The following is a 21,596-nucleotide window of genomic DNA, read 5'->3' as shown; positions in this document are numbered from 1 at the left end:
GATTGTGGCCCGGCGGTCAAATTACAAAATGGAACATTTTTTAGGCTGCCTGCACCCGATTCCGTCCCGCCGCCTTTGCCCGGTATAGCGCCGCATCGGCGCGCTTGAGCGCCAGGTCACTGCGCTCTCCCGGCTGGAACTGCGCCACGCCCATGGACACCGTGATCGTCACCGGCTCGCCCTTGAAATGAAACGGGCACGCTTCAATCGCTGCGCGCAACACCTCGCCCGCCGCCAGGGCATCCGTCAAGGATGAGTCAGGCATCAGCAAGACAAACTCTTCACCGCCAAAGCGCGCGATAAAGTCAGTCGGTCGCAGGCGTTTGCGCAGCACATTGGCGATGATCTTCAGCACCTTGTCGCCAGCCAGATGGCCGTAGCCATCGTTGATGCGCTTGAAGTGATCCAGGTCCAGCATCGCCAGCGAAAGGTTGTTGCCGCGCTGGTGCCAAGTGTTGACCTCCTGATCCAGGCGCTCACTCCACGCTGCGCGATTGGGCAAGCCGGTGAGTGGATCGATCAGGGCCTTCTGGCGTTGAACCTCCAGGTGCTCGCGATAGCCTTGGGCTTCCTGCTCCATATTGGCAACCCGCTCGGCCAGGCCCTTCAGACGTGCAGCCGTTTCCTGCTCACGTTGATCGCGCTGCTGCTGGTGCTCATCCATGGTGCCTAGCAGGCCTTCGAGATGGCTTTCCAATACGTGCTTGAGGCTGTCCAGGTCGGCGGCTTCCTGCACGCTGCTTTGCAGGCCGTCGACCTGTTCGCGGATCTGCGTGTCCAGCTCCCGGGCGGCGGAACGGCTATCGGCGTGGCCGTCGCTGGCGACCTGCAAATGCCCCTGGAACGCTTCGAGGCGCTCGTTGAGCTGCTTGAGGTAAGCCTCGAACTCATGCTGGCCACTGTCGGTGATCGCCAGCATCAAGACTGCCAGGTCGTCGAGGATAGGCAGCAGTTCGTACCAGTTCAGGCCGTGGGCCAGACGCTCACGCATGGCTTCGGCCTGGGGCTGATGGCGCTCGGGCAATGCCAGCTCCTCCAGCAGGCCGAGCAGGGTGTCTTCAATGTGCTTGGCCACGGAGCTGTAGGACGGCTCCGGCGAGTCGGGCAAGGAATACACGCCATCCGATTGCAGCTCGTCGGGGTCGGACTCTTCGACCTCCAGCACAGGCGGCAGCGACAGGCTGCCGATGACAGTCTTATCCGGGGTTTCGACCTGAAGTTCGGATGTTTCAATGAAGGCGGCAAGGGCGCTTTCCGGTGCCGGCTGTTCTGCCTGAAGTTCGGGCTCGGGCTCGGGCTCCACACGCGCCAAGGGCGCTGCGAGCACTTCAATAGGAGCGGCTTGAGCGGCGGCCTCGTAGACGAACGTTTCACTGGAGACCTCGGCAACCTTTGCCGGTGCATCTGATTCAACTGCAGGGACAACCGGCTCTTGAGGCTGTGGCGCAAAGGCGCGCAAGGCTTGCGTCAGTTCCTCGGACTGCTCGGGCTGCTGAGGTTCGGCGACAGGCTTGGCCACAGGGAGGGGCGCCGCCGGGCTGGGGACCGGCTCGTCCGCTACCGTCTCGTTCGCAAAATCCTTGGAACCAAACAGGCGCTGCAAGAGCCCAGGCCCTGAGCGCATAGTTTCGCTGTCCGGCTCCAGGTTATTCAGCGCCTGGCTTTGCAGGCCACTCAACTCGCTCAGCAACAACGGGATCTCACGTGCCTGGCCGACGCGTCCGTCCAACTGCTTGGCGAATGTTTTCAGCGGCCGGGCGACCTCACGCGGTAATGGCAGCTTTTGCAGTTGCGTGACCAGGGAGGTCAGCGCGGTGCTGATCTGGTCGACCCGGGTTTCGCGGCGCTGCTCTGAATCCAGAACGGCCTTTTCCAGGCGCGGCAGCAACGCGGCGAGGGCGGCGTCCATGTCATCCGTGCGGACAACGTCGCGCATTTCCTTCATGCATTGATCAACCGCGCGATCGGTGCCCTCAGCCGCCAACGTACTGCGTACGAGCCCACGGCGCAGCAGGTCAAGACGGGCGGCCCAGCGACGTTCGAGCTTTTCCTGTTGCTCGATGCTTTTAAGGTACTTCTCTTTCCAGCGCTGGGCGTCGTCGCTCATGCAAGGGGTCCGCGAGGGCCGGGACTCAGCGCGGGGAATGCATCGGCCGTGAGCGAACCCGGCAGGCGAATCTCTACCGCGACCGGCAGGTGATCGGAGATGGGCTGCGCCAGCACCTGCACACTCTCGAGTGTGAGGGTCGGGCTTAGTAGGATATGGTCAAGACAGCGTTGCGGGCGCCAGCTGGGAAACGTGGCTTCGGCTTGCGGTGCCAGTAGCCCAAGGTCGCGCAACGGGGAATTCAGCAGCAGGTCGCTGGCGTGGGTGTTCATGTCCCCCATCAGCACCTGGTGTTTGTAATTGCCAATCAACTCTCGGATGTAGGCCAATTGCATGGTCCGGGTGCGCGCACCCAGCGCCAGGTGCATCATCACCACGACCAAAGCCTCTGGCCCCTCGCCAAAACGCACAAGGATAGCGCCCCGGCCCTTGGGGCCTGGTAGCGGGTGGTCTTCGATGGCAGAAGGCTTCAAGCGGCTGAGCACGCCATTGCTGTGCTGCGCCAGACGCCCGAGGTTGCGATTGAGCTGCTGGTACCAATAAGGGAAGGCACCCAGCTGGGCCAAGTGCTCCACCTGATTGATATAGCCGGAGCGCATGCTGCCGCCATCGGCTTCCTGCAGGGCAACCAGGTCAAAGTCATTCAACAGGTTGCCGATCTTTTGCAGGTTGCCGGCACGCCCGTTGTGGGGCAACAGGTGTTGCCAGCCACGGGTGAGGTAATGCCGATACTTCTCGGTACTGATGCCCACCTGGATATTGAAGCTCAGCAGCCGCAGACGACTGTCCGGCGGCAAACCCGTGGTTTCCAGGTGATGTTCGTTGACCTGCGGATCATGCAGGCCAACCACACGTTCGGTACCCCAGCGGCGCATGACGGGCCCCTTACTTGGCTGCGCGCTCTTTGGCGATCAGTTGGTCGGCAACATTAAGCACAGCTTCCGGGCCGCCAGCAGTACCCAGGTCAAAACGGTATTTGCCGTTGACGATCAGCGTCGGTACACCTTGCACGCCATACTTCTGCGCGAGTTCCTTGGCCTGTTTGATCTGGCCCTGGATCGCGAAGGAGTTGAAGGTAGCCAGGAACTTGTCTTTGTCGACACCTTGGGTGGCAACGAAGTCAGCCATTTCGTCTGGTTTGGTCAGGCGCTTGCCTTGTTTTTGGATAGCTTCGAATACAGCGTTATGGACCTTGTGTTCCACACCCATGGCTTCCAGGGTCAGGAACAGTTGGCCGTGAGCATCCCATGGGCCGCCAAACATGGCTGGAATACGTTTGAAGTTCACATCCTTAGGCAGTTTCTCAACCCATGGGTTGATCGTCGGCTCAAAAGCGTAGCAATGCGGGCAGCCATACCAGAACAGCTCCACCACTTCGATCTTGCCTGGCACCGAAACCGGAACCGGGTTGGCCAATTCAACATAGGTTTTCCCGGCTTCAAGCGGCACATCGGCAGCTTGTGCGGTCATGCCGAAGAGGCTGGCAGTGACGAGAGCGGCGCTGAGGATCAGATTACGCATGCTTTACTCCTGGACAAATAAAGTCGCCTCACGCGACCTTTGTTGTGACAGGTCTACGCGGGCATGAGTTCGTTAGTGTAACGGTAGCGGCCACAAAAAAGGGCAGCCTAAGCCACCCTTTTTATGCTTGCATCGATGGATTAATCGAGCGTTAACGTCGTGCGCGCCTCAGTGCAGGCCCTGGATGTAGCTGGAGACCGCCGCAATGTCTTCATCACTCAGCTTGCGAGCGATTGTGCGCATGATCATCGCATCGCCGTCGTTGCTTCGCCCGGCCTCTTCCTTACGGAAATCGGTCAACTGTTTGGCGATGTAGGTTGCGTGCTGGCCACTCAAGTGCGGGAAGCCAGCGGCTGCTATACCAGCGCCATTTGGCGAGTGGCAGCCGGTGCAGGCAGGAAGACCTTTTTCCAGGTCACCGCCGCGGAACAGTTTCTCACCACGGGCCACCAGTTTCGGATCGGCAGCTCCCACACTGCCTTTCTGGCTGGCAAAATACGCGGCGATGTCTGCCAGGTCCTGATCGCTGAGGTTGGTCAGCAAGCCGGTCATTTCCAGGACCGTGCGCTTGCCAGACTTGATATCCTGCATCTGTTTGGTCAGGTAGCGCTCTCCCTGGCCGGCCAGTTTGGGGAAGTTCGGCGCCGGGCTGTTACCATCCGGTCCATGGCAAGCACCACATACGGCGGCTTTCGCCTGGCCCGCTGTAGCGTCGCCTGCAGCATGGGCAACACCGGTGATGCCCAAGGTCAACAGCAGACTCACGATCAGTTTGTTCATCAGCTAATCCAACTACGGCTAAGGGTTTAAGAGTTATCAACCGGGTTTACTCACCATCAACTCAATGATGGCCTGGTAATCCTCAGTACTGCAGTCCATGCACAAACCACGCGGCGGCATTGCCTTGAAACCCTGGGTCACGTGTTGCACCAGCGTGACCACGCAAACTCGGTTGTACACCGCTTCAGGATCCTGTGTAGCCTGAGCACCATTAAAGCGGGACCAGGACACCGACAGCGCGCAACCACTTGGTCATACGTCGACCATTTCAGGGTTTGAGAGCGTTTTGCGTTCTAATGCGCAATAAAGGTCTTTCGCTCCCGTGAACCTCGTCCTTCGCTGGGACAAAGCACACACAAAATCTGCGGCATTATATACTGGCGCTACTGAAACGGAAACGACACCGCTTGCCGCACCCTTTCTCGGCATCGCCCACATCGGAAATCTCATGCAACTCAAGAATCCCATCCTCGGCCTGTGCCAACAGTCCACATTCATGCTCAGCGCCGCCAAAGTTGACCAATGCCCCGATGACGAAGGCTTTGAAGTCGCCTTTGCCGGTCGTTCCAACGCCGGTAAGTCCAGCGCACTGAACACCCTGACTCACGCCAGCCTGGCACGCACCTCGAAAACCCCGGGTCGCACGCAACTCCTCAACTTCTTCAAGCTAGACGATGATCGGCGTCTGGTCGACCTTCCGGGCTACGGTTACGCAAAAGTACCCATCCCGCTGAAGCTGCACTGGCAGCGTCACCTCGAGGCTTATCTGGGTGGTCGCGAGAGTTTGAAGGGTTTGATTTTGATGATGGACATCCGCCATCCGATGACCGATTTCGACCTGCTGATGCTCGATTGGGCTGTTGCCAGCGGTATGCCGATGCATATCCTACTGACCAAGGCCGACAAACTGACCTACGGCGCCGCCAAGAACACCCTGCTCAAAGTGCAGGCCGAAATCCGTAAAGGCTGGGGTGACGCGATCACTATCCAGCTGTTCTCGGCGCCGAAGCGCTTGGGCCTGGAAGACGCCTACACCGTGCTGGCCGGCTGGATGGAATTGGCCGACAAGGGCGCGGAAGTCGCGGAGTAACTTTTCTGCAGGCAAAAAAAACCCCGGACTTCGTATGGGGAGGGGAAGTTCGGGGTTCAAGTTCCGGACCGCTAGGGCGGGGTCCAGATATCTGCCAACACTTAACACAACATAGGAGCATTGAAGGGCTTCACCACCCATTCAGTAACTCTGAGTGGCAGTTCACGGGTTAAGTTCCGGCAGGCTCAAAAAACTATTGGAAATAACTGACGGCGACTTCCGGACTAAAGCACTCTGCCACCACGCAAGGTGGTGGCAAAGCCCCGTAATCAGTGCGCTTCGTCCCAGTTATCACCCACACCTACCTCCACCAGCAGCGGCACATCCAGCTGAGCAGCCGCACTCATGTGCTCACGGATCCTCTCGCTGACTTCGGCCACCAAGTCCTCACGCACTTCCAGCACCAATTCATCGTGCACCTGCAGGATGACCTTGGCATCCAGGCCCGAATCGGTCAGCCAATTGTCCACCAGCACCATGGCTTTCTTGATGATGTCCGCCGCCGTGCCCTGCATTGGCGCGTTGATCGCAGTGCGTTCTGCCGCCGCGCGCTCCTGGGGCTTGTTGGAATGGATATCCGGCAAATACAGCCGGCGCCCGAAGAAAGTTTCGACGTAGCCCTGGTCGGAAGCCTGGGCGCGGGTGCGCTCCATGTACTCGCGAACCCCGGGATAACGGGCGAAGTACACGTCGATGTACGCCTTGGCCGTCTTGGTATCGACGCCGATGTCCTTGCCAAGCTTCTGCGCGCCCATGCCATAGATCAAACCGAAGTTGATCGCCTTCGCGCTGCGGCGCTGGTCAGACGTAACCTCACCCAGCTCAACCTTGAACACTTCGGCGGCCGTCGCCGTGTGCACGTCGAGGTTGTGACGGAAGGCGTTCATCAACCCTTCGTCCTTCGACAGGTGCGCCATGATCCGCAGCTCGATCTGCGAATAGTCCGCCGCCAGCAGTTTGTAGCCCTTCGGCGCAACAAACGCCTGGCGAATCCGCCGCCCTTCGGCGGTGCGCACCGGGATGTTCTGCAGGTTCGGGTCACTCGAGGACAAGCGCCCGGTAGCCGCCACCGCCTGGTGATAGGACGTGTGGATCCGCCCGGTGCGCGGGTTGATCTGTTCCGGCAAGCGATCGGTGTAAGTGCTTTTCAGCTTGCTCATGCTGCGGTACTGCATCAGCACCTTGGGCAGCGGATAGTCATCTTCAGCCAGCTTGGCCAGCACTTCTTCGGCCGTCGACGCCTGGCCCTTGCCGGTTTTTTTCAGCACCGGCAGGCCGAGCTTTTCGTAAAGAATCGCGCCGAGCTGCTTGGGCGAACCCAAGTTGAATTCCTCACCGGCGATCTCGAACGCCTGGCGCTCCAGTTCGACCATCTTGTTGCCCAGCTCGATGCTCTGGATGCCCAGCAGCGCCTTGTCCACCAGCGCACCCTGGCGCTCGATACGGGCCAGCACCGGTACCAACGGAATCTCGATATCCGTGAGCACGCTCACCAGGCTCGGGATGGCTGAAAGTTGCGCGAACAGCGCCTGATGCAGACGCAAGGTCACATCGGCATCTTCAGCCGCATAAGGGCCGGCCTGCTCCAATGCGATCTGGTCGAAGGTGAGCTGCTTGGCGCCCCTGCCGGCGATATCCTGGAAACTGACGGTGTCGTAATCCAGGTACTTCTTCGCCAGGCTGTCCATGTCATGCCGGGTTGCGGTGGCGTTCAACACATAGGATTCGAGCATGGTGTCAAACGCGATGCCCCGCACGGTAATGCCGTGTGCAGGGTCGCCGCCGATGGCGCAGTTGGCCAGGATGTTCATGTCGAACTTGGCGTGCTGGCCAACCTTGAGTTTGGTCGGGTCTTCCAACAGTGGCTTCAGGGCCAGCAGCACGGTGTCACGGTCCAACTGCTCCGGCACGCCGATGTAGGCGTGGGTCAGCGGGATGTAGGCGGCTTCATGGGGCTGCACGGCGAAGGAAACACCGACCAACTGTGCCTGTTGGGCGTCGATGCCAGTGGTTTCTGTGTCGAAGGCGAACAACTTCGCCTCGTTGAGCTTCTTCAACCAGACATCAAACGTCGCCTGGTCGAGGATGGTGGTGTAGGTGGTCTGCGCTGGCGCCACGGTTTCAACGACTGCTTCAACGACAGGAGCAGCCTTGAGTTCGACACGCTTGGCGTCACGCTGGATCTCGTCAATCCAGCTCTTGAACTCCAGCAGCGTATACAGCTCCAGCAGTTTTTCACGGTTCGGTTCGATCAGGTGCAGATCATCCAGGCCCACATCCAGCGGCACATCAATCTTGATCGTCGCCAGCTGGTAGGAAAGGAACGCCATCTCCCGGTGCTCTTCCAGCTTGGCCGGCAGCGTCTTCGCGCCACGGATAGGCAGGGTCGGCACGATATCCAGCTGTTCATAAAGCTCTTTTAGGCCGCCGTTCACACCTACAAGTAAGCCGGACGCGGTCTTAGGACCAATACCCGGAACACCCGGAATGTTGTCGGACGAATCGCCCATCAACGCCAGATAGTCGATGATCTGCTCCGGAGCGACGCCGAATTTCTCCTTTACGCCCTCAATGTCCATCGCACTACCGGTCATGGTATTGACCAAGGTAATGTGGCCGTCCACCAGTTGCGCCATGTCCTTGTCACCGGTCGAAATCACCACCGGGCGGTCAGCGGCGGCACTGCTGCGGGCCAGGGTGCCGATCACATCATCGGCCTCGACGCCTTCGACGCATAGCAGCGGGAAGCCCAGCGCGATTACGCTTTGATGCAATGGCTCGATTTGCAGGCGCATGTCATCGGGCATGCTTGGGCGATTGGCCTTGTATTCGGCGTACATGTCATCGCGAAAGGTCCCACCCTTGGCGTCGAACACCACCGCGAACGGGCTGTCCGGGTACTGCCTGCGCAGGCTTTTGAGCATGTTCAACACGCCCTTGACCGCACCGGTCGGCAGGCCTTTGGAGGTGGTCAGCGGTGGCAGCGCATGAAAAGCGCGGTACAGATAAGAAGAACCGTCCACCAGGACGAGGGGTGCTTGGCTCATGAGCAGAATCAACCTTTTCGGCGGGTCAGGCGCTAGAATAGCCGGACCAATGACGACAAAGGGACAAGGTTATCATGCGCACATTCAATCGCCTGCTGTTGACCGGCTTGATTGCACTCGCTCCGTTGGCTGCCATGGCGGCAGACGATGCGCCTGGGGGTGATCCGGAAGTGACCATTCGCACGGAAGGCGACAAGACCATCCAGGAATACCGTCAGAACGGGTTCCTGTACGCAATCAAGGTCACTCCGAAAGGGGCGCCTCCGTATTTCCTGGTGCGCGCGGACGGAACCGATGCGAACTTCATCCGCTCTGACCAGCCGGATATGCTGATCCCGTCATGGAAGATCTTCGAATGGAAATGATTTCTTAACTTAAATTGGCGCCGCGCACAGCGGCGCCCGTACTGGCAGTTTTAACCATGTCTGTGTTCACCCCCCTGGCTCGGCCCGAGCTGGAAACCTTTCTCGCCCCTTACGGGCTCGGCCGCCTGCTTGATTTCCAGGGGATTGCCGCCGGTAGTGAAAACACCAATTTCTTTATCAGCCTGGAGCAGGGCGAGTATGTCCTGACCCTGGTTGAGCGCGGCCCGGTCGCAGAAATGCCGTTCTTTATCGAGCTGCTCGACGTGCTCCACGACGCTGACCTGCCCGTGCCTTACGCCCTGCGTACAACCGACGGCGTTGCATTGCGCGAGCTGAAAGGCAAACCGGCACTGCTGCAACCGCGCCTGGCCGGCAAGCACATCAAGGACGCCAACGCCCAGCACTGTACCCAGGTCGGCGACCTGCTTGGCCACCTGCACCTGGCGACACAAGGCGAAAAGGTGCTGGAACGCAAGACCGACCGCGGCCTGGAGTGGATGCTGGCTGAAGGCACGCAACTGATTTCGCACCTGAACGACGCACAGCAGCGCCTGCTGCAAGCTGCACTGACGGAAATCGACGCTCACAAGGCCCAGATCCTCGCCCTGCCGCGCGCCAACGTCCACGCCGACCTGTTCCGCGACAATGCGATGTTCGAAGGCACGCACCTCACAGGCCTGATCGACTTCTACAACGCCTGCTCCGGGCCGATGCTGTACGACGTGGCGATCGCCCTGAATGACTGGTGTTCGGATGCCGATGGCGTGATTGACGGACAACGCGCCCGTGCGCTGCTCGGCGCCTATGCCGGCCTGCGACCGTTCACCGCCAAGGAAGCCGAACTGTGGCCGACGATGTTGCGGGTGGCGTGTGTGCGGTTCTGGCTGTCACGCCTGATCGCCGCCGAGTCGTTTGCAGGGCAGGATGTGTTGATCCATGACCCGGCAGAGTTCGAGCACCGCTTGGCACAACGCCAGCAGGTCACAATCCAACTGCCGTTCGCCCTCTAAAGCCCCAACTCGGTCAATGTGGGAGCTGGCTTGCCTGCGATAGCGTCAGGTCAGCCAGCAATTTCGTCGCAGGCCCACCGCAATCGCAGGCAAGCCAGCTCCCACATTTGACCTGCGCCGTCTGTTACAACGATTCCAGGCACCCAGCCAAGTCATTCCCCAACTTTTCCAACACCTGCTCATAACCCTGAGCCGTAGCCGGGGTATACCCGCCCAGCGCATCCAACTCCGCCAGCTTCACCGGCAAACCCGCCACCAGGGTTTCAGCCAAACGCGGACGCAACGGCGGCTCGCTGAACACGCAGGTCTTGCCCACTTCCTGCAAACGCGTACGCATCGCCGCCACGTGCTGGGCGCCCGGCTGTACTTCAGCGGCAACGCTGAACACACCGGCGTGCTTGAGCCCATAAGCCTCTTCGAAGTAATCGAAGGCCTCATGAAACACGAAGTAAGGCTTGCCGCCAATCGGCGCCAGACGAGCTTTCAGACGGGCATCCAGAACATCCAGGCGCCCATCAAAGGCTTTCGCATTGCTCTGATAACGCACGGCATTGGCCGGGTCAGCGGCCGCCAGATCAGCAGCCATACGCGCCGCAATCACGCGAGCATTCACGGTCGACAGCCACAAGTGCGAATCCAGGCTGCCTGGGCGGTGATCATGATCATGTTCGTCGGCATCGTCGGCGTGAGAGTGGCTATCTTCGGCAAACCGCCGCAGCTTCATACCCGGAAGATCCTGCACCGCTACCGTTGTTGCCGTACGACCTTTCAGCACGCGCGGCAGGAAACTCTCCATATCCGGACCGATCCAGTACAGCAGGTCCACCGCCTGCACGCGCCGTACGTCGGATGGACGCAGCGCGTAGTTATGCGGCGATGCACCCGGCGGCAGCAACACCTCCGGAACCGCCACGCCGTCCTGCACAGCCGCAGCAATCAACTGCAAAGGCTTGATGCTGGTCAGCACCTTGACCTCGGCCTGAGCGGCGCCATTGATGAACAAACTGGTGATAAATACGACAAAAACGGGAAAAAGTCGGGACACGATGACCACTCGATGGCGTAGGAACGGGTAACATAATAACGTCTCTATCAAATGTCTGTCGCCGCTCATGCCTATTACACCGCTTGCCAGCCGTCCCCACGACCACTCCCACTGCGTGCATACCGCGCTGTCGGAGGCCGATACCCTCTGTGCACAGAAGGGTTTGCGCCTGACCGCCTTGCGTCGGCGTGTACTGGAACTGGTGTGGCAGAGCCACAAGCCACTGGGCGCCTACGACATTCTCGGGGTGCTCAGCGAGCAGGACGGCCGCCGCGCAGCGCCACCCACGGTCTACCGTGCGCTGGATTTCCTGCTGGAAAACGGCCTGGTGCACCGCATTGCCTCGCTCAACGCTTTTGTCGGCTGCAACCACCCGGAACACGCGCATCAAGGTCAATTCCTGATCTGCCGCGCGTGCCATGCCGCCATCGAACTTGAACAAAAAAGCATCAGCGACGCCATTATCAGCAGCGCTGCCGATGTCGGCTTTACGGTCGAAGGGCAAACGGTCGAAGTAGTCGGCCTGTGCTCGGGCTGCCAGGGGGCTTGATGAGCAATGCGTTAATCCGCCTGGAACAAGTCGGGGTCACGTTCGCCGGGCAAAACGTGCTGGATAACATCGCACTGAGCGTGGAGCCTGGGCAGATCGTCACCCTGATCGGCCCCAACGGCGCCGGCAAAACCACACTGGTGCGCGCCGTGCTCGGCCTGCTCAAGCCCGACACCGGCAGCGTCTGGCGCAAGCCCAAGCTGCGCGTCGGCTATATGCCGCAGAAGCTGCATGTCGACCCGACGCTGCCGCTTTCCGTGTTGCGCTTCCTGCGTCTGGTGCCGGGCGTGGACCGTGCCCGCGCGCAGGCAGCGCTCAAGGAAGTCGGCGCCGAACAGGTGATCGACAGCCCGGTGCAAAGCATCTCCGGCGGCGAAATGCAGCGCGTGCTGCTGGCCCGCGCCTTGTTGCGCGAGCCGGAACTGCTGGTACTGGATGAACCCGTGCAGGGCGTCGACGTCGCCGGCCAGGCCGAGCTGTACAGCCTGATCACGCGCCTGCGCGACCGGCATGGCTGCGGCGTGCTGATGGTGTCCCACGACTTGCACTTGGTGATGAGCACCACCGACCAAGTGGTCTGCCTCAATCGACACGTGTGCTGCTCCGGCCACCCGGAACAGGTCAGTGGCGACCCCGCGTTCGTCGAGCTGTTCGGCAAAAACGCGCAGAGCCTGGCGATCTATCACCACCACCACGACCACGCGCATGACCTGCATGGCGCGGTCGTGGAGGATCCTTCTACCCCTCACGTTCATGGAGATAGCTGCAAGCATGGCTGATTTTCTGCTCTACGCCCTGCTGGCAGGCTTGGCTTTGGCACTGGTTGCGGGTCCGTTGGGCTCGTTCGTGGTCTGGCGGCGCATGGCGTATTTCGGCGACACCTTGTCGCATGCCGCGTTGCTAGGCGTGGCCATGGGCTTTTTGCTCGATGTAAGCCCGACCATCGCCGTGACCGTGGGTTGCCTGCTCTTGGCGGTGCTGCTGGTAACCCTGCAACAGCGCCAGCCACTGGCTTCCGATACCCTGCTGGGCATCCTGGCGCCAAGCACCCTGTCTTTGGGCCTGGTGGTGCTGAGCTTTATGCACGAAGTGCGTATCGACCTGATGGCCTACCTGTTCGGCGATCTGCTGGCGATCAGCCCCACTGACTTGGCCTGGATCCTCGGCGGCAGCGCGACCGTGCTGGTGTTGCTGGTAGCCCTGTGGCGCCCACTGCTGGCGATCACCGTGCATGAAGAGCTGGCCACGGTAGAGGGCTTGCCCGTGCCGGCCCTGCGCATGGCCCTGATGTTGTTGATCGCCGTGGTGATTGCTGTCGCGATGAAGATTGTCGGCGTATTGTTGATCACGTCGCTGCTGATCATTCCCGCCGCCGCCGCTCAGCGCCATGCCCGTTCACCGGAGCATATGGCGATCGGCGCCAGCCTGTTGGGGATGTTTGCAGTGTGCGGGGGCTTGGCGCTGTCCTGGTTCAAGGACACGCCTGCCGGGCCATCGATTGTGGTCACGGCCGCCGCCCTGTTTCTGCTGAGTTTTGTCCTGCCCCGTCGAGGGGTGTAGACTTGCTCGCTTTTTGCGCAAATAGAGAGTCGCAGGAATGAAGCCGTTCACCGCACGTTATCTGCTCCTTGCCGCATTTTCCCTGCTGCTGGGCGCCTGTCAAAGCACACCGCCCGCCGCCCAACAGGCACCGGACGCACGCGCTGTGGCCATCGCGCAGCTGGAGCAAAACCTGGCCAGCAGCGAGCTGGCTACCGCCGAAGATCAGTTGACTACCCTGCAAGCCCAGTCGCCCAACGACCCGACGCTTGAGGGCTACCAACGCCAATTGGCCGAGGCCTACCTGCAGCGCAGCCAGATCGTGTTGCAAAAAGGTGACGTTAACGCAGCTGCCACCGCGCTAAGCCGTGCGCGTGCGCTGATGCCAAAGGCACCGGCACTTACTGGCGGCGTTAACAGCGCCATCAGCCACGCCCGCAAAGCCGAGCTGGATAAAGCCGAAGCCGCCCTGAAAGCCGCTGAAACCAAGCCCGCCGCCAAGGTCATCGACCCGGCAGCGCCAAGCACCACCGTGGCACTGAACCTCACCGACATCGAAGCACTGCGCCATCAGCTGGATGCAATCGCCACCGACGTCGTGAATTACCAGTGCGACGTGAGCATCCAGGCGCCGCGCACCGAGGATTACCCGTGGCTGGCCACGTTACTGACCAAACGGGTGAAGCGGATTGATTCGGGGTATGACCTGAAGATTCACCGGCAGATTTTGAAACACATTCCGGCGCAGGTTGTGCTGATTCCGCGCAAGGCGGACTAAAAGCATCGCGGGCAAGCCCGCTCCCACATTTGAACTGTGGGAGCGGACTTGCCCGCGATGACGATCTAACAAACAACCAATGACTTAAGCCGGAATCGCCTTGGCCTTAGGCTCACGATCCCAAACCCGATGCTGCGCGATCGCCGCGAAGAACGCCTTGAACGCCTTGGCATCCCCGCCCACGATCAAGCCTGCATCCGCCTCAAGCTTGAGCACGTCCAGCAACTGCTTGGCCTCACCGGCCAACGTAATTGCCTTCAGGTGTTTGTAGGCCTCCAGCACGTAATGCAGTGCAACACCGTCGCCACTCAGCGCTTTCACAGAGTCCGCGCCGCCCGGTACGAATACCGCATCAAACGCAATCGACGGCATGCCTTCCATGGACGCATCCACCGGCAGGGATTTGCCATCCGCCGTGGTGACCGGTGCCGAGGTTGGCCCCAGCAACTTGGCATGCGCGCCTTCTGCTGCGAGCGCTTTTTTCATTGCGTCGATGGCAGCACCATCAACCCCGTTTGCTGCCAGGATCGCCACCTTGCGGGTCTTGATATCGCCCGACAGCAAGTTCACCTGGCTCAACGCCGGGGACTCTTTGACCGAAGTCTCACGTGGCGCTACTGTGCCTTTGCTCGGCGCCGGCAGACCCAGGTTCTGCGCAACGCGCTTGGCCAGCTCCAGGTCGATATTGGCGAGGATTTCATTCACCTGACGCGCACGAATATGCTCGCGCTCGACCTTGCCCAATTCAAAGCTGTAGGCGGCGATGATGTGCTCTTTCTCGTGGTGGCTCATGCTGTTGAAAAACAGCGTGGCCTGGGAGAAATGGTCGCCGAACGATTCACTGCGCTCACGCACCTTGTTCGCATCGACACGCTCGTAGTAGGTCTCGAAACCGCCGTCGGTCGGGCCGGCAGGCGTTTCTTTCGGCCAACCGCCGTCGATGGAGTTCGGCTCGTAAGCAGCACGACCCTTATCAATCACCGTGCGATGCAGGGCATCGCGCTGGCCGTTATGGTTCGGCGCGACCGGGCGGTTGATCGGGATCTCATGGAAGTTCGGACCACCGAGGCGGCTGATCTGGGTGTCCGTGTAGGAAAACAGACGGCCTTGCAGCAACGGGTCATTGGTAAAGTCGATACCCGGCACGATATGGCCTGGGCAGAAGGCGACCTGCTCGACTTCAGCGAAAAAGTTGTCCGGGTTGCGGTTCAGCACCATCCGGCCCAGCGGCGTGATCGGCACCAGTTCTTCGGGAATGATCTTGGTCGGGTCGAGCAGGTCGAAGTCGAACTTATGCTCGTCCTCTTCTGCAACGATCTGCACACCCAGTTCCCACTCAGGGTAATCGCCGGTTTCAATCGACTCCCACAGGTCGCGGCGGTGGTAATCGGTGTCTTTACCGGCCAGCTTCTGCGCTTCGTCCCACACCAGCGAGCAGGTGCCCACTTTTGGACGCCAGTGGAATTTCACGAAGCTGGACTTGCCCTCGGTATTAATCAGGCGAAACGTGTGTACGCCAAAGCCCTGCATGGCACGCAGGCTTTTGGGAATGGCGCGGTCGGACATTGCCCACACCACCATGTGCGCCGACTCCGGCACCAGCGAAACAAAATCCCAGAACGTGTCGTGGGCCGAACCGCCAGTAGGAATTTCGTTGTGGGGTTCAGGTTTCACGGCGTGAACAAAGTCGGGAAACTTGATCGCGTCCTGAATGAAGAACACTGGCATGTTGTTGCCAACCAGGTCGAAGTTGCCTTCGTCGGTGAAAAATTTCACTGCGAAACCGCGTACATCGCGCACCGTGTCGCCTGAGCCGCGAGGGCCCTGCACGGTAGAGAAGCGCGTGAATACCGGGGTTTTCTGCCCGGGATTGCGCAGAAAGCCGGCCTTGGTCAGCGCCGAGTGGTCTGCATAGGTTTCAAAAAAGCCATGAGCGCCCGTCCCACGGGCATGCACGATGCGCTCCGGGATGCGCTCATGGTCAAAGTGCGTGATTTTTTCACGCATGATGAAGTCTTCCAGCAGCGACGGGCCACGGGAGCCGACTTTCAACGTGTTCTGGTTATCGGAAATCTTGACGCCTTGGTTGGTACGCAGGGCCTGGCCGGTCGCATCGGAACGGAATTCCTCCAGGGCCTGCAGCTTGGCGTTGGTGTTGCTACGGTCCAGGGTATCGGTGCCCGCGAGTTCACTCTTCGACGGGGTGGCTGGCTTCTTGTTACTCATCAGACAAAACTCCTTATTCAAAGTGGCCAGAGCGATCCCCGGCTCGTTTGAGCAAAAACCCCAGGCACGGCACCTGGGATATCGCGTTGCTTAAGTAGTGACTGATGAGGTTTTGGGCCGTTCCTTTTTTATGACCTTTGATCGCGTTATTGCCAAATCGCTGGTTGAATGCGAAATAAATGCTAAGAAACGCTATACGGACAGGCTAAAATGCGCGCCCGGCTAACCGCTGATCCCTTTTCCATGCGCCCCACAAGGTTCGCTACGTGATCGAGTTTCATAACGTCCATAAAACTTACCGCGTCGCCGGTAAGGATATTCCCGCGCTGCATGCCACCAGCCTGAGTGTCGAAAACGGCCAGGTGTTCGGCCTGATTGGCCACTCCGGTGCAGGCAAAAGCACCCTGCTGCGCCTGATCAACCGCCTCGAAGAACCAAGTGGCGGCCAAATCACCGTTGATGGCGAAGAAGTCACCGCCCTGGACGCCAACGGCCTGCGCCGTTTCCGCCAGCAGGTCGGGATGATCTTCCAGCACTTCAACCTGCTCGCGTCCAAGACCGTTGCCGACAACGTGGCACTGCCACTGACCCTGGCCGGCGAATTGTCGCGCAAGGAAATCGACCTACGCGTCGCCGAGTTACTCGCCCGTGTCGGCCTGTCAGACCACGCCAAGAAGTACCCGGCGCAGTTGTCCGGCGGCCAGAAGCAACGCGTCGGCATCGCGCGTGCCTTGGCGACCAAGCCAAAGATCCTGCTGTGCGACGAAGCCACCAGCGCCCTCGACCCGCAAACCACCGCTTCGGTGTTGCAACTGCTGGCCGAGATCAACCGCGAGTTGAAGCTGACCATCGTGCTGATCACCCATGAAATGGACGTGATCCGCCGCGTCTGCGACCAGGTGGCGGTGATGGACGCCGGCGTGATCGTCGAGCAAGGCTCGGTCGCCGATGTGTTCCTGCACCCCAAGCACCCGACCACCAAGCGCTTCGTACAAGAATCCGAGCAGGTCGATGAAGGAGAGCAACGCGATGATTTCGCCCACGTCCCAGGCCGCATCGTGCGCCTGACGTTCCAGGGTGAATCGACCTACGCGCCTTTGCTGGGTACCGTCGCCCGTGAAACGGGTGTGGACTACAGCATCCTTGCCGGTCGTATCGACCGCATCAAAGACATCCCCTACGGGCAATTGACCCTGGCCATCACCGGCGGTGACATGGAAGCGGCCTTCGCCCGCTTTACCGCAGCCGATGTGCACATGGAGGTCCTGCGTTAATGGACGTTTTACTGCATTACTTCGACAAAGTTGACTGGGCTGACATCTGGGTTGCCACCGGCGACACCATGCTGATGCTCAGTACCTCGCTGCTGTTCACCGTGCTGGTGGGCCTGCCGCTGGGTGTTCTGCTGTTTCTCTTCAGCCCCCGACAGTTGCTGGAGCAGAAGACCACCTACGCAGTACTGGCATTCGTGGTCAACGCCATACGCTCTCTGCCATTTATCATTCTGCTGATTGTGATGATCCCTACGACGATCTTTATCACAGGCACGTCGCTTGGCGTGGCCGGCGCGATTCCACCGCTGGTGGTAGGTGCTTCGACGTTCTTCGCACGGCTGGTGGAAACCGCCCTACGCGAAGTGGATCGCGGCATCATCGAGGCGACTCAAGCAATGGGCGCCACCACCCGGCAGATCATCATCAAGGCGCTTTTGCCGGAGGCTAAGCCCGGTATCATTGCTGCAATCACAGTCACTGCGATCGCACTGGTAGGCTACACCGCGATGGCGGGTGTAGTGGGCGCCGGAGGCTTGGGTGACCTGGCCATTCGTTATGGATACCAGCGTTTTCAGGACGACGTCATGGTCGTCACCGTGGTGATGTTGATCGTGCTGGTACAAATTCTGCAGACCATCGGCGATAAGCTGGTGACGCACTATTCTCGAAAATAACGGCCATTGCCGGCCCCCGCCGGCCATGCCCGAACAAGGAGCTTGCTGGATGAAAAAACTACTGGTTGCTTTCGCCGCCGTTGCCGCGTTTTCCGCCCACGCCGAGACCATTACGGTCGCCGCTTCGCCGGTCCCGCACGCGGAAATCCTGGAATTCGTGAAACCTGCCCTCGCCAAAGAAGGCGTGGACCTGCAGGTCAAAGTCTTCACCGACTACGTGCAGCCGAACGTACAGGTCGCTGAAAAGCGCCTGGACGCCAACTTCTTCCAGCATCAGCCGTACCTGGATGAGTTCAACAAAACCAAGGGCACTCACCTGGTGAGCGTAGCCGGTGTGCACCTGGAACCCCTGGGCGCTTACTCCAGCAAATACAAAACCCTCGCTGAGCTGCCTGATGGCGCCAACGTGGTGATCCCGAACGACGCCACCAACGGCGGCCGCGCGCTGTTGCTGCTGGCCAAGCACAACCTGATCACCCTGAAGGATCCGACAGACATCCTGTCGACCATCAAGGACATCACCGCCAATCCGAAAAACCTGAAGTTCCGCGAACTCGAAGCCGCCACCCTGCCGCGCGTGCTGACCCAGGTTGACCTGGCGCTGATCAACACCAACTACGCGCTGGAAGCCAAGCTGGACCCGTCCAAGGACGCCCTGGTCATCGAAGGCAGCGACTCGCCTTACGTGAACATCCTGGTCACCCGCGAAGACAACAAAGACTCGGACGCTGTGAAGAAGCTGGTCGCAGCCCTGCACACGCCGGAAGTGAAGAAATTCATCGAAGAGAAGTACAAAGGCGCGATCAAGCCGGCGTTCTGATCCAACTCGATCTCCCAGACACTGGAGATCAAAAAATGTGGGAGCGGGCTTGCCCGCGATGGCGGAGCGTCAGTCACCGAATATGTTGACTGGCCCACCGCTATCGCAGGCAAGCCAGCTCCCACATTTGTTTTGTGGTGTAGGCTGAATTGGCGTCCGGCTTATTTACGCTGTAGCAACACCGGCAGTTGCACCACCAGCTTCTGATTGTTCAACGGCGCCCGGATAAACCCACGCTGCGTCCCATCCGGCCCGATCAGCGCCAGGTTGCCGCTGTGGTCGACGGTGTAGTTCGGCTTGCTGGTATCCGCCGGAATGAACGGAATGCTCACGGCATTCGAGACCTTCTGCACATCCTCCACATTCGCGCCGGTCAGGCCCTGGAACTGCGGGTCGAAGTAGCCCAGGTACTGCTTGAGCTGAGTCGGCGTGTCGCGGTGCGGGTCGACGCTGACCAGGATCACCTGCAACTTATCCACAACGTCCTTGGGCAGCTCGCTCTTGATCTGGCGCAGTTGGGCGAGGGTCGTCGGGCAAATGTCCGGGCAAAAGGTGTAGCCGAAGAACAGCAGACTCCACTTGCCTTTCAACTCATTGGCCAGCACTGGCTGGCCGTCCTGATTAGTCATGGTCACTGGCGGTAGCTGACGGCTTTGCGGCAGCAGGATGATGCCGGCGTCGATCAAGGCAGTAGGGTCGCCCTGGCCTTTGCCCGAGAGCACTTTGTTGACGGTCAGGCCCATGATCAATGCCACCAGGGCCACCAGGATGAAGACAGTTTTTTGAGTTCGAGTCATAGGTTCAACAGTAAGTAGTGGTCTACGAGCAGGGCGATAAACAGCAGCAACAAGTACCAGATAGAGTACTTGAAGGTGTTGATCGCCGCGTGCGGCCGAGCGCCACGGTACAACACCCAGGCCCATTGCAGAAAGCGCCCGCCCAATACCAGCGCGCACGCAAGGTACAACAGGCCACTCATATGGATCACATACGGCATCAGGCTCACCGCCAGCAAGGCGAAGGTGTAGAGCAGGATATGCACCTTGGTGTAGTGCTCGCCATGGGTGACCGGCAGCATCGGGATATCGGCCTTGGCGTATTCCTCCTTGCGGTGGATGGCCAGGGCCCAGAAGTGCGGCGGGGTCCAGGCGAAGATGATCAGCACCAGCAGCAGGGGTTCGGCACTGACATGGCCGGTGACGGCGACCCAGCCCAATAATGGCGGCGCGGCACCGGCGAGGCCGCCGATGACGATATTTTGCGGCGTCGCACGCTTCAGGAAACCGGTGTAGATCACTGCGTATCCCAGCAGCGAAGCCAGGGTCAGCCATGCTGCCAATGGGTTGGTGAACGCCAGCAACAGCGCCAATCCCGCAACAGCCAGAAACAATGCAAAGGCCAACGCAGCCAACGGCGACACACGCCCCTGCGCCAACGGCCGCTTATGAGTGCGCGCCATCACCGCATCAATCCGCCGGTCCACCACGTGGTTCACCACCGCCGCGCCACCGGCACACAGTGCAATGCCCAGGTTGCCAAACACCAGCACTGTCCACGGCACACCCGCGCGCGTTGCGAGAAACATCCCCACCAGCGAGGTGATGAGCATCAACACCACCACTTTCGGCTTGGTCAGCTCCAGGTAGTCACGCCAGATCGCCTGGCCGTGACGCGCGCCGATCAAGGTCGCCATGGCATCTCTCCTTTAAGGGTGATGAGGCCCGATACGTGTTTGCGCGGGCTGAAACGCCAGCCGAACGGCCGTTGATTACGCACCCGAACCAGGCTGGTGCGAGCGTGGTAATTGACCAGCACCAGACTCAGCAACAACGCAACGCCCCCAGCGTTATGGCCTACAGCCACTGCCAGCGGCAGCCCGAACGCCACATTGCTCAGGCCCAGGCAGATTTGCGCAGCCAGGGCGATCAGCAGCAAGCCCGCCAACCGCGTCATGCCCACGGCGCGCAGTTGCCAGGCCAGGCCGAGCAGTACCAGGCTGACGATGACAGCACCGATGCGGTGGGTCAGGTGAATGGCCGTGCGCGCTTCGCTGTCCAGCTGCCCGCCCAGGTAATTGGGGCCGATGTGCTGGGTAAGATGAAAGCCGTTGGCAAAATCCGCCGCCGGCCACCATTCGCCATGGCACGTTGGCAAATCAACGCAGGCCACCGCCGCGTAGTTGGAGCTGACCCAGCCGCCCAGCGCAATCTGCCCGATCACCAGCACCAAGCCTGCCGTCGCCCAATACTGCAGGCGCTTGGGCACGATCAACGCAGGCAGCACGCCCGACAAGCGCAGGGTCAACAGAAACAACAGGCTCAGGGTCGCAAAGCCGCCGAGCAAATGCCCCGTCACCACCTGCGGCCACAGCTTCAACGTGACCGTCCACATGCCAAACGCCGCCTGTGCAAACACTACCGCCAATAGAAACAGCGGCAATTTCACCGGCTGACCGGGATCACGCCGATGGCTCCACGAGCGCGCCGCCAGCAGCAAGATCAGCAGGCCCAACGTACCTGCGAAGTAGCGGTGAATCATTTCGCTCCAGCCCTTGTCCGCCTCAACCGGTGTATCGGGGAAATGCAGTTCGGCATGGGCCAGCTGAGTTTCGCTCTGCGGCACGCTGATAAAACCGTAGCAGCCAGGCCAGTCCGGGCACCCCAGTCCAGCATGGGTCAGGCGGGTATAAGCCCCCAGCAGCACGACGATCAGCGCCAGCAAGGTGGCAAACAACGCGAGGCGAAATCCAGGTTTGGCCATGACGATGCCC

20 protein-coding genes and 2 pseudogenes are annotated in these 21,596 nt (G+C 60.3%); 10 read left to right on the top strand and 12 right to left on the bottom strand.

Translation table 11 applies throughout. The features are described 5' to 3' along the window. Window positions 1-40: 40 nt before the first annotated feature. From BFP95_RS12685 to BFP95_RS30315, 6 genes and pseudogenes are all read right to left on the bottom strand, one after another. Window positions 41-2,107: a diguanylate cyclase gene (locus tag BFP95_RS12685; RefSeq protein WP_065910202.1), complete on the bottom strand. Its 2,067-nt coding sequence runs from the start codon at window positions 2,105-2,107 to the stop codon at window positions 41-43. After that, window positions 2,104-2,982, bottom strand: a complete 879-nt coding sequence (locus BFP95_RS12680; RefSeq protein WP_049710736.1) for an endonuclease/exonuclease/phosphatase family protein — start codon at window positions 2,980-2,982, stop codon at window positions 2,104-2,106. The genes BFP95_RS12685 and BFP95_RS12680 overlap by 4 nt, the downstream gene beginning before the upstream one ends. A gap of 10 nt (window positions 2,983-2,992) precedes the next feature. Next, window positions 2,993-3,628 carry a thiol:disulfide interchange protein DsbA gene (dsbA, locus tag BFP95_RS12675; protein WP_049710737.1) on the bottom strand — a complete coding sequence of 212 codons (636 nt, stop codon included), beginning with the start codon at window positions 3,626-3,628 and terminating at the stop codon, window positions 2,993-2,995. Between the two features lie 168 nt (window positions 3,629-3,796). After that, window positions 3,797-4,408 (bottom strand): c-type cytochrome, encoded by a 612-nt coding sequence (locus BFP95_RS12670; RefSeq protein ID WP_065880370.1) that lies wholly within the window; start codon window positions 4,406-4,408, stop codon window positions 3,797-3,799. 36 nt (window positions 4,409-4,444) lie between these two features. Further along, window positions 4,445-4,564: pseudogene (locus BFP95_RS30320) on the bottom strand (cytochrome c5 family protein); the annotation flags it as partial. Between the two features lie 3 nt (window positions 4,565-4,567). Next, window positions 4,568-4,664 (bottom strand): annotated as a pseudogene (locus tag BFP95_RS30315) (cytochrome); the annotation flags it as partial. 192 nt (window positions 4,665-4,856) lie between these two features. Here BFP95_RS30315 and yihA point away from each other — a divergent pair. After that, window positions 4,857-5,498: a ribosome biogenesis GTP-binding protein YihA/YsxC gene (gene yihA, locus BFP95_RS12660; protein WP_065875642.1), complete on the top strand. Its 642-nt coding sequence runs from the start codon at window positions 4,857-4,859 to the stop codon at window positions 5,496-5,498. 269 nt (window positions 5,499-5,767) lie between these two features. Here yihA and polA read toward each other — a convergent pair whose 3' ends face one another. After that, entirely contained in the window at window positions 5,768-8,545 is a 2,778-nt protein-coding gene (polA, locus tag BFP95_RS12655) for a DNA polymerase I (protein WP_065910200.1), read from the bottom strand. A 74-nt stretch (window positions 8,546-8,619) separates the two neighbouring features. Here polA and BFP95_RS12650 point away from each other — a divergent pair, with 74 nt between their 5' ends. Further along, on the top strand, window positions 8,620-8,910 hold the full coding sequence (locus tag BFP95_RS12650; protein ID WP_065875640.1) for a DUF2782 domain-containing protein: 291 nt from the start codon (window positions 8,620-8,622) through the stop codon (window positions 8,908-8,910). A gap of 56 nt (window positions 8,911-8,966) precedes the next feature. Beyond that, window positions 8,967-9,920, top strand: coding sequence for a homoserine kinase (locus BFP95_RS12645; protein ID WP_065875639.1), 954 nt, complete (start codon window positions 8,967-8,969; stop codon window positions 9,918-9,920). A 124-nt stretch (window positions 9,921-10,044) separates the two neighbouring features. Here the strand turns inward: BFP95_RS12645 and BFP95_RS12640 are convergent, their stop codons facing one another. Beyond that, window positions 10,045-10,974: a zinc ABC transporter substrate-binding protein gene (locus BFP95_RS12640; protein ID WP_065880368.1), complete on the bottom strand. Its 930-nt coding sequence runs from the start codon at window positions 10,972-10,974 to the stop codon at window positions 10,045-10,047. A gap of 58 nt (window positions 10,975-11,032) precedes the next feature. On the opposite strand from BFP95_RS12640, the gene zur reads away from it, so the two are divergent. Genes zur through BFP95_RS12620 form a run of 4 tightly spaced genes read left to right on the top strand, consistent with a single transcriptional unit; the run spans window position 11,033 to window position 13,832 of the window. Further along, a complete protein-coding gene (gene zur / locus BFP95_RS12635; RefSeq protein WP_065875637.1) occupies window positions 11,033-11,515 on the top strand; it encodes a zinc uptake transcriptional repressor Zur in 483 nt (160 codons plus the stop codon). Beyond that, window positions 11,515-12,294 (top strand): zinc ABC transporter ATP-binding protein ZnuC, encoded by a 780-nt coding sequence (znuC, locus tag BFP95_RS12630; RefSeq protein WP_065880367.1) that lies wholly within the window; start codon window positions 11,515-11,517, stop codon window positions 12,292-12,294. The genes zur and znuC overlap by 1 nt, the downstream gene beginning before the upstream one ends. After that, window positions 12,287-13,075, top strand: coding sequence for a zinc ABC transporter permease subunit ZnuB (gene znuB / locus BFP95_RS12625; RefSeq protein ID WP_065880366.1), 789 nt, complete (start codon window positions 12,287-12,289; stop codon window positions 13,073-13,075). Before znuC ends, znuB begins: the two co-directional genes overlap by 8 nt. A gap of 37 nt (window positions 13,076-13,112) precedes the next feature. Next, window positions 13,113-13,832, top strand: a complete 720-nt coding sequence (locus BFP95_RS12620) for a PA5502 family lipoprotein (RefSeq protein ID WP_065875634.1) — start codon at window positions 13,113-13,115, stop codon at window positions 13,830-13,832. Between the two features lie 84 nt (window positions 13,833-13,916). Here the strand turns inward: BFP95_RS12620 and katE are convergent, their stop codons facing one another. Beyond that, the gene (gene katE, locus BFP95_RS12615) at window positions 13,917-16,079 is read right to left on the bottom strand and encodes a catalase HPII (RefSeq protein ID WP_256534204.1); all 2,163 of its coding nucleotides are present in this window, start codon (window positions 16,077-16,079) and stop codon (window positions 13,917-13,919) included. Window positions 16,080-16,324: 245 nt separating this feature from the next. Here katE and BFP95_RS12610 point away from each other — a divergent pair, with 245 nt between their 5' ends. Genes BFP95_RS12610 through BFP95_RS12600 form a run of 3 tightly spaced genes read left to right on the top strand, consistent with a single transcriptional unit; the run spans window position 16,325 to window position 18,826 of the window. Further along, entirely contained in the window at window positions 16,325-17,332 is a 1,008-nt protein-coding gene (locus BFP95_RS12610) for a methionine ABC transporter ATP-binding protein (RefSeq protein WP_065875632.1), read from the top strand. Next, the gene (locus tag BFP95_RS12605) at window positions 17,332-18,006 is read left to right on the top strand and encodes a methionine ABC transporter permease (RefSeq protein ID WP_065875631.1); all 675 of its coding nucleotides are present in this window, start codon (window positions 17,332-17,334) and stop codon (window positions 18,004-18,006) included. Before BFP95_RS12610 ends, BFP95_RS12605 begins: the two co-directional genes overlap by 1 nt. 49 nt (window positions 18,007-18,055) lie before the next feature. After that, the gene (locus BFP95_RS12600) at window positions 18,056-18,826 is read left to right on the top strand and encodes a MetQ/NlpA family ABC transporter substrate-binding protein (protein WP_065875630.1); all 771 of its coding nucleotides are present in this window, start codon (window positions 18,056-18,058) and stop codon (window positions 18,824-18,826) included. A gap of 161 nt (window positions 18,827-18,987) precedes the next feature. Here BFP95_RS12600 and BFP95_RS12595 read toward each other — a convergent pair whose 3' ends face one another. From BFP95_RS12595 to BFP95_RS12585, 3 genes are read right to left on the bottom strand one after another with little or no spacing between them, the layout of a single operon-like run. After that, window positions 18,988-19,623 (bottom strand): SCO family protein, encoded by a 636-nt coding sequence (locus tag BFP95_RS12595; RefSeq protein ID WP_065910197.1) that lies wholly within the window; start codon window positions 19,621-19,623, stop codon window positions 18,988-18,990. After that, on the bottom strand, window positions 19,620-20,519 hold the full coding sequence (cyoE, locus tag BFP95_RS12590) for a heme o synthase (RefSeq protein WP_065875628.1): 900 nt from the start codon (window positions 20,517-20,519) through the stop codon (window positions 19,620-19,622). Before cyoE ends, BFP95_RS12595 begins: the two co-directional genes overlap by 4 nt. Next, window positions 20,507-21,586, bottom strand: coding sequence for a COX15/CtaA family protein (locus BFP95_RS12585; protein WP_065891263.1), 1,080 nt, complete (start codon window positions 21,584-21,586; stop codon window positions 20,507-20,509). Before BFP95_RS12585 ends, cyoE begins: the two co-directional genes overlap by 13 nt. Between the last annotated feature and the right edge of the window lie 10 nt (window positions 21,587-21,596).

This window comes from Pseudomonas sp. 58 R 12 (assembly GCF_900005865.1).
Taxonomy (GTDB): Bacteria; Pseudomonadota; Gammaproteobacteria; order Pseudomonadales; family Pseudomonadaceae; genus Aquipseudomonas; species Aquipseudomonas tritici.
The sequence above is the reverse complement of the archived record's forward strand: the minus strand, read 5'-3'. Positions and strand labels throughout refer to the sequence as shown.

What these genes read in the sequence shown, in the direction of transcription:
- BFP95_RS12685 (WP_065910202.1), bottom strand. Translation starts at nt 2,107, where the DNA reads ATGAGCGACGACGCCCAGCGCTGGAAAGAGAAGTACCTTAAAAGCATC.
- BFP95_RS12680 (WP_049710736.1), bottom strand. Translation starts at nt 2,982, where the DNA reads ATGCGCCGCTGGGGTACCGAACGTGTGGTTGGCCTGCATGATCCGCAG.
- dsbA (WP_049710737.1), bottom strand. Translation starts at nt 3,628, where the DNA reads ATGCGTAATCTGATCCTCAGCGCCGCTCTCGTCACTGCCAGCCTCTTC.
- BFP95_RS12670 (WP_065880370.1), bottom strand. Translation starts at nt 4,408, where the DNA reads ATGAACAAACTGATCGTGAGTCTGCTGTTGACCTTGGGCATCACCGGT.
- yihA (WP_065875642.1), top strand. Translation starts at nt 4,857, where the DNA reads ATGCAACTCAAGAATCCCATCCTCGGCCTGTGCCAACAGTCCACATTC.
- polA (WP_065910200.1), bottom strand. Translation starts at nt 8,545, where the DNA reads ATGAGCCAAGCACCCCTCGTCCTGGTGGACGGTTCTTCTTATCTGTAC.
- BFP95_RS12650 (WP_065875640.1), top strand. Translation starts at nt 8,620, where the DNA reads ATGCGCACATTCAATCGCCTGCTGTTGACCGGCTTGATTGCACTCGCT.
- BFP95_RS12645 (WP_065875639.1), top strand. Translation starts at nt 8,967, where the DNA reads ATGTCTGTGTTCACCCCCCTGGCTCGGCCCGAGCTGGAAACCTTTCTC.
- zur (WP_065875637.1), top strand. Translation starts at nt 11,033, where the DNA reads ATGCCTATTACACCGCTTGCCAGCCGTCCCCACGACCACTCCCACTGC.
- znuC (WP_065880367.1), top strand. Translation starts at nt 11,515, where the DNA reads ATGAGCAATGCGTTAATCCGCCTGGAACAAGTCGGGGTCACGTTCGCC.
- znuB (WP_065880366.1), top strand. Translation starts at nt 12,287, where the DNA reads ATGGCTGATTTTCTGCTCTACGCCCTGCTGGCAGGCTTGGCTTTGGCA.
- BFP95_RS12620 (WP_065875634.1), top strand. Translation starts at nt 13,113, where the DNA reads ATGAAGCCGTTCACCGCACGTTATCTGCTCCTTGCCGCATTTTCCCTG.
- BFP95_RS12605 (WP_065875631.1), top strand. Translation starts at nt 17,332, where the DNA reads ATGGACGTTTTACTGCATTACTTCGACAAAGTTGACTGGGCTGACATC.
- BFP95_RS12600 (WP_065875630.1), top strand. Translation starts at nt 18,056, where the DNA reads ATGAAAAAACTACTGGTTGCTTTCGCCGCCGTTGCCGCGTTTTCCGCC.
- BFP95_RS12595 (WP_065910197.1), bottom strand. Translation starts at nt 19,623, where the DNA reads ATGACTCGAACTCAAAAAACTGTCTTCATCCTGGTGGCCCTGGTGGCA.
- cyoE (WP_065875628.1), bottom strand. Translation starts at nt 20,519, where the DNA reads ATGGCGACCTTGATCGGCGCGCGTCACGGCCAGGCGATCTGGCGTGAC.
- BFP95_RS12585 (WP_065891263.1), bottom strand. Translation starts at nt 21,586, where the DNA reads ATGGCCAAACCTGGATTTCGCCTCGCGTTGTTTGCCACCTTGCTGGCG.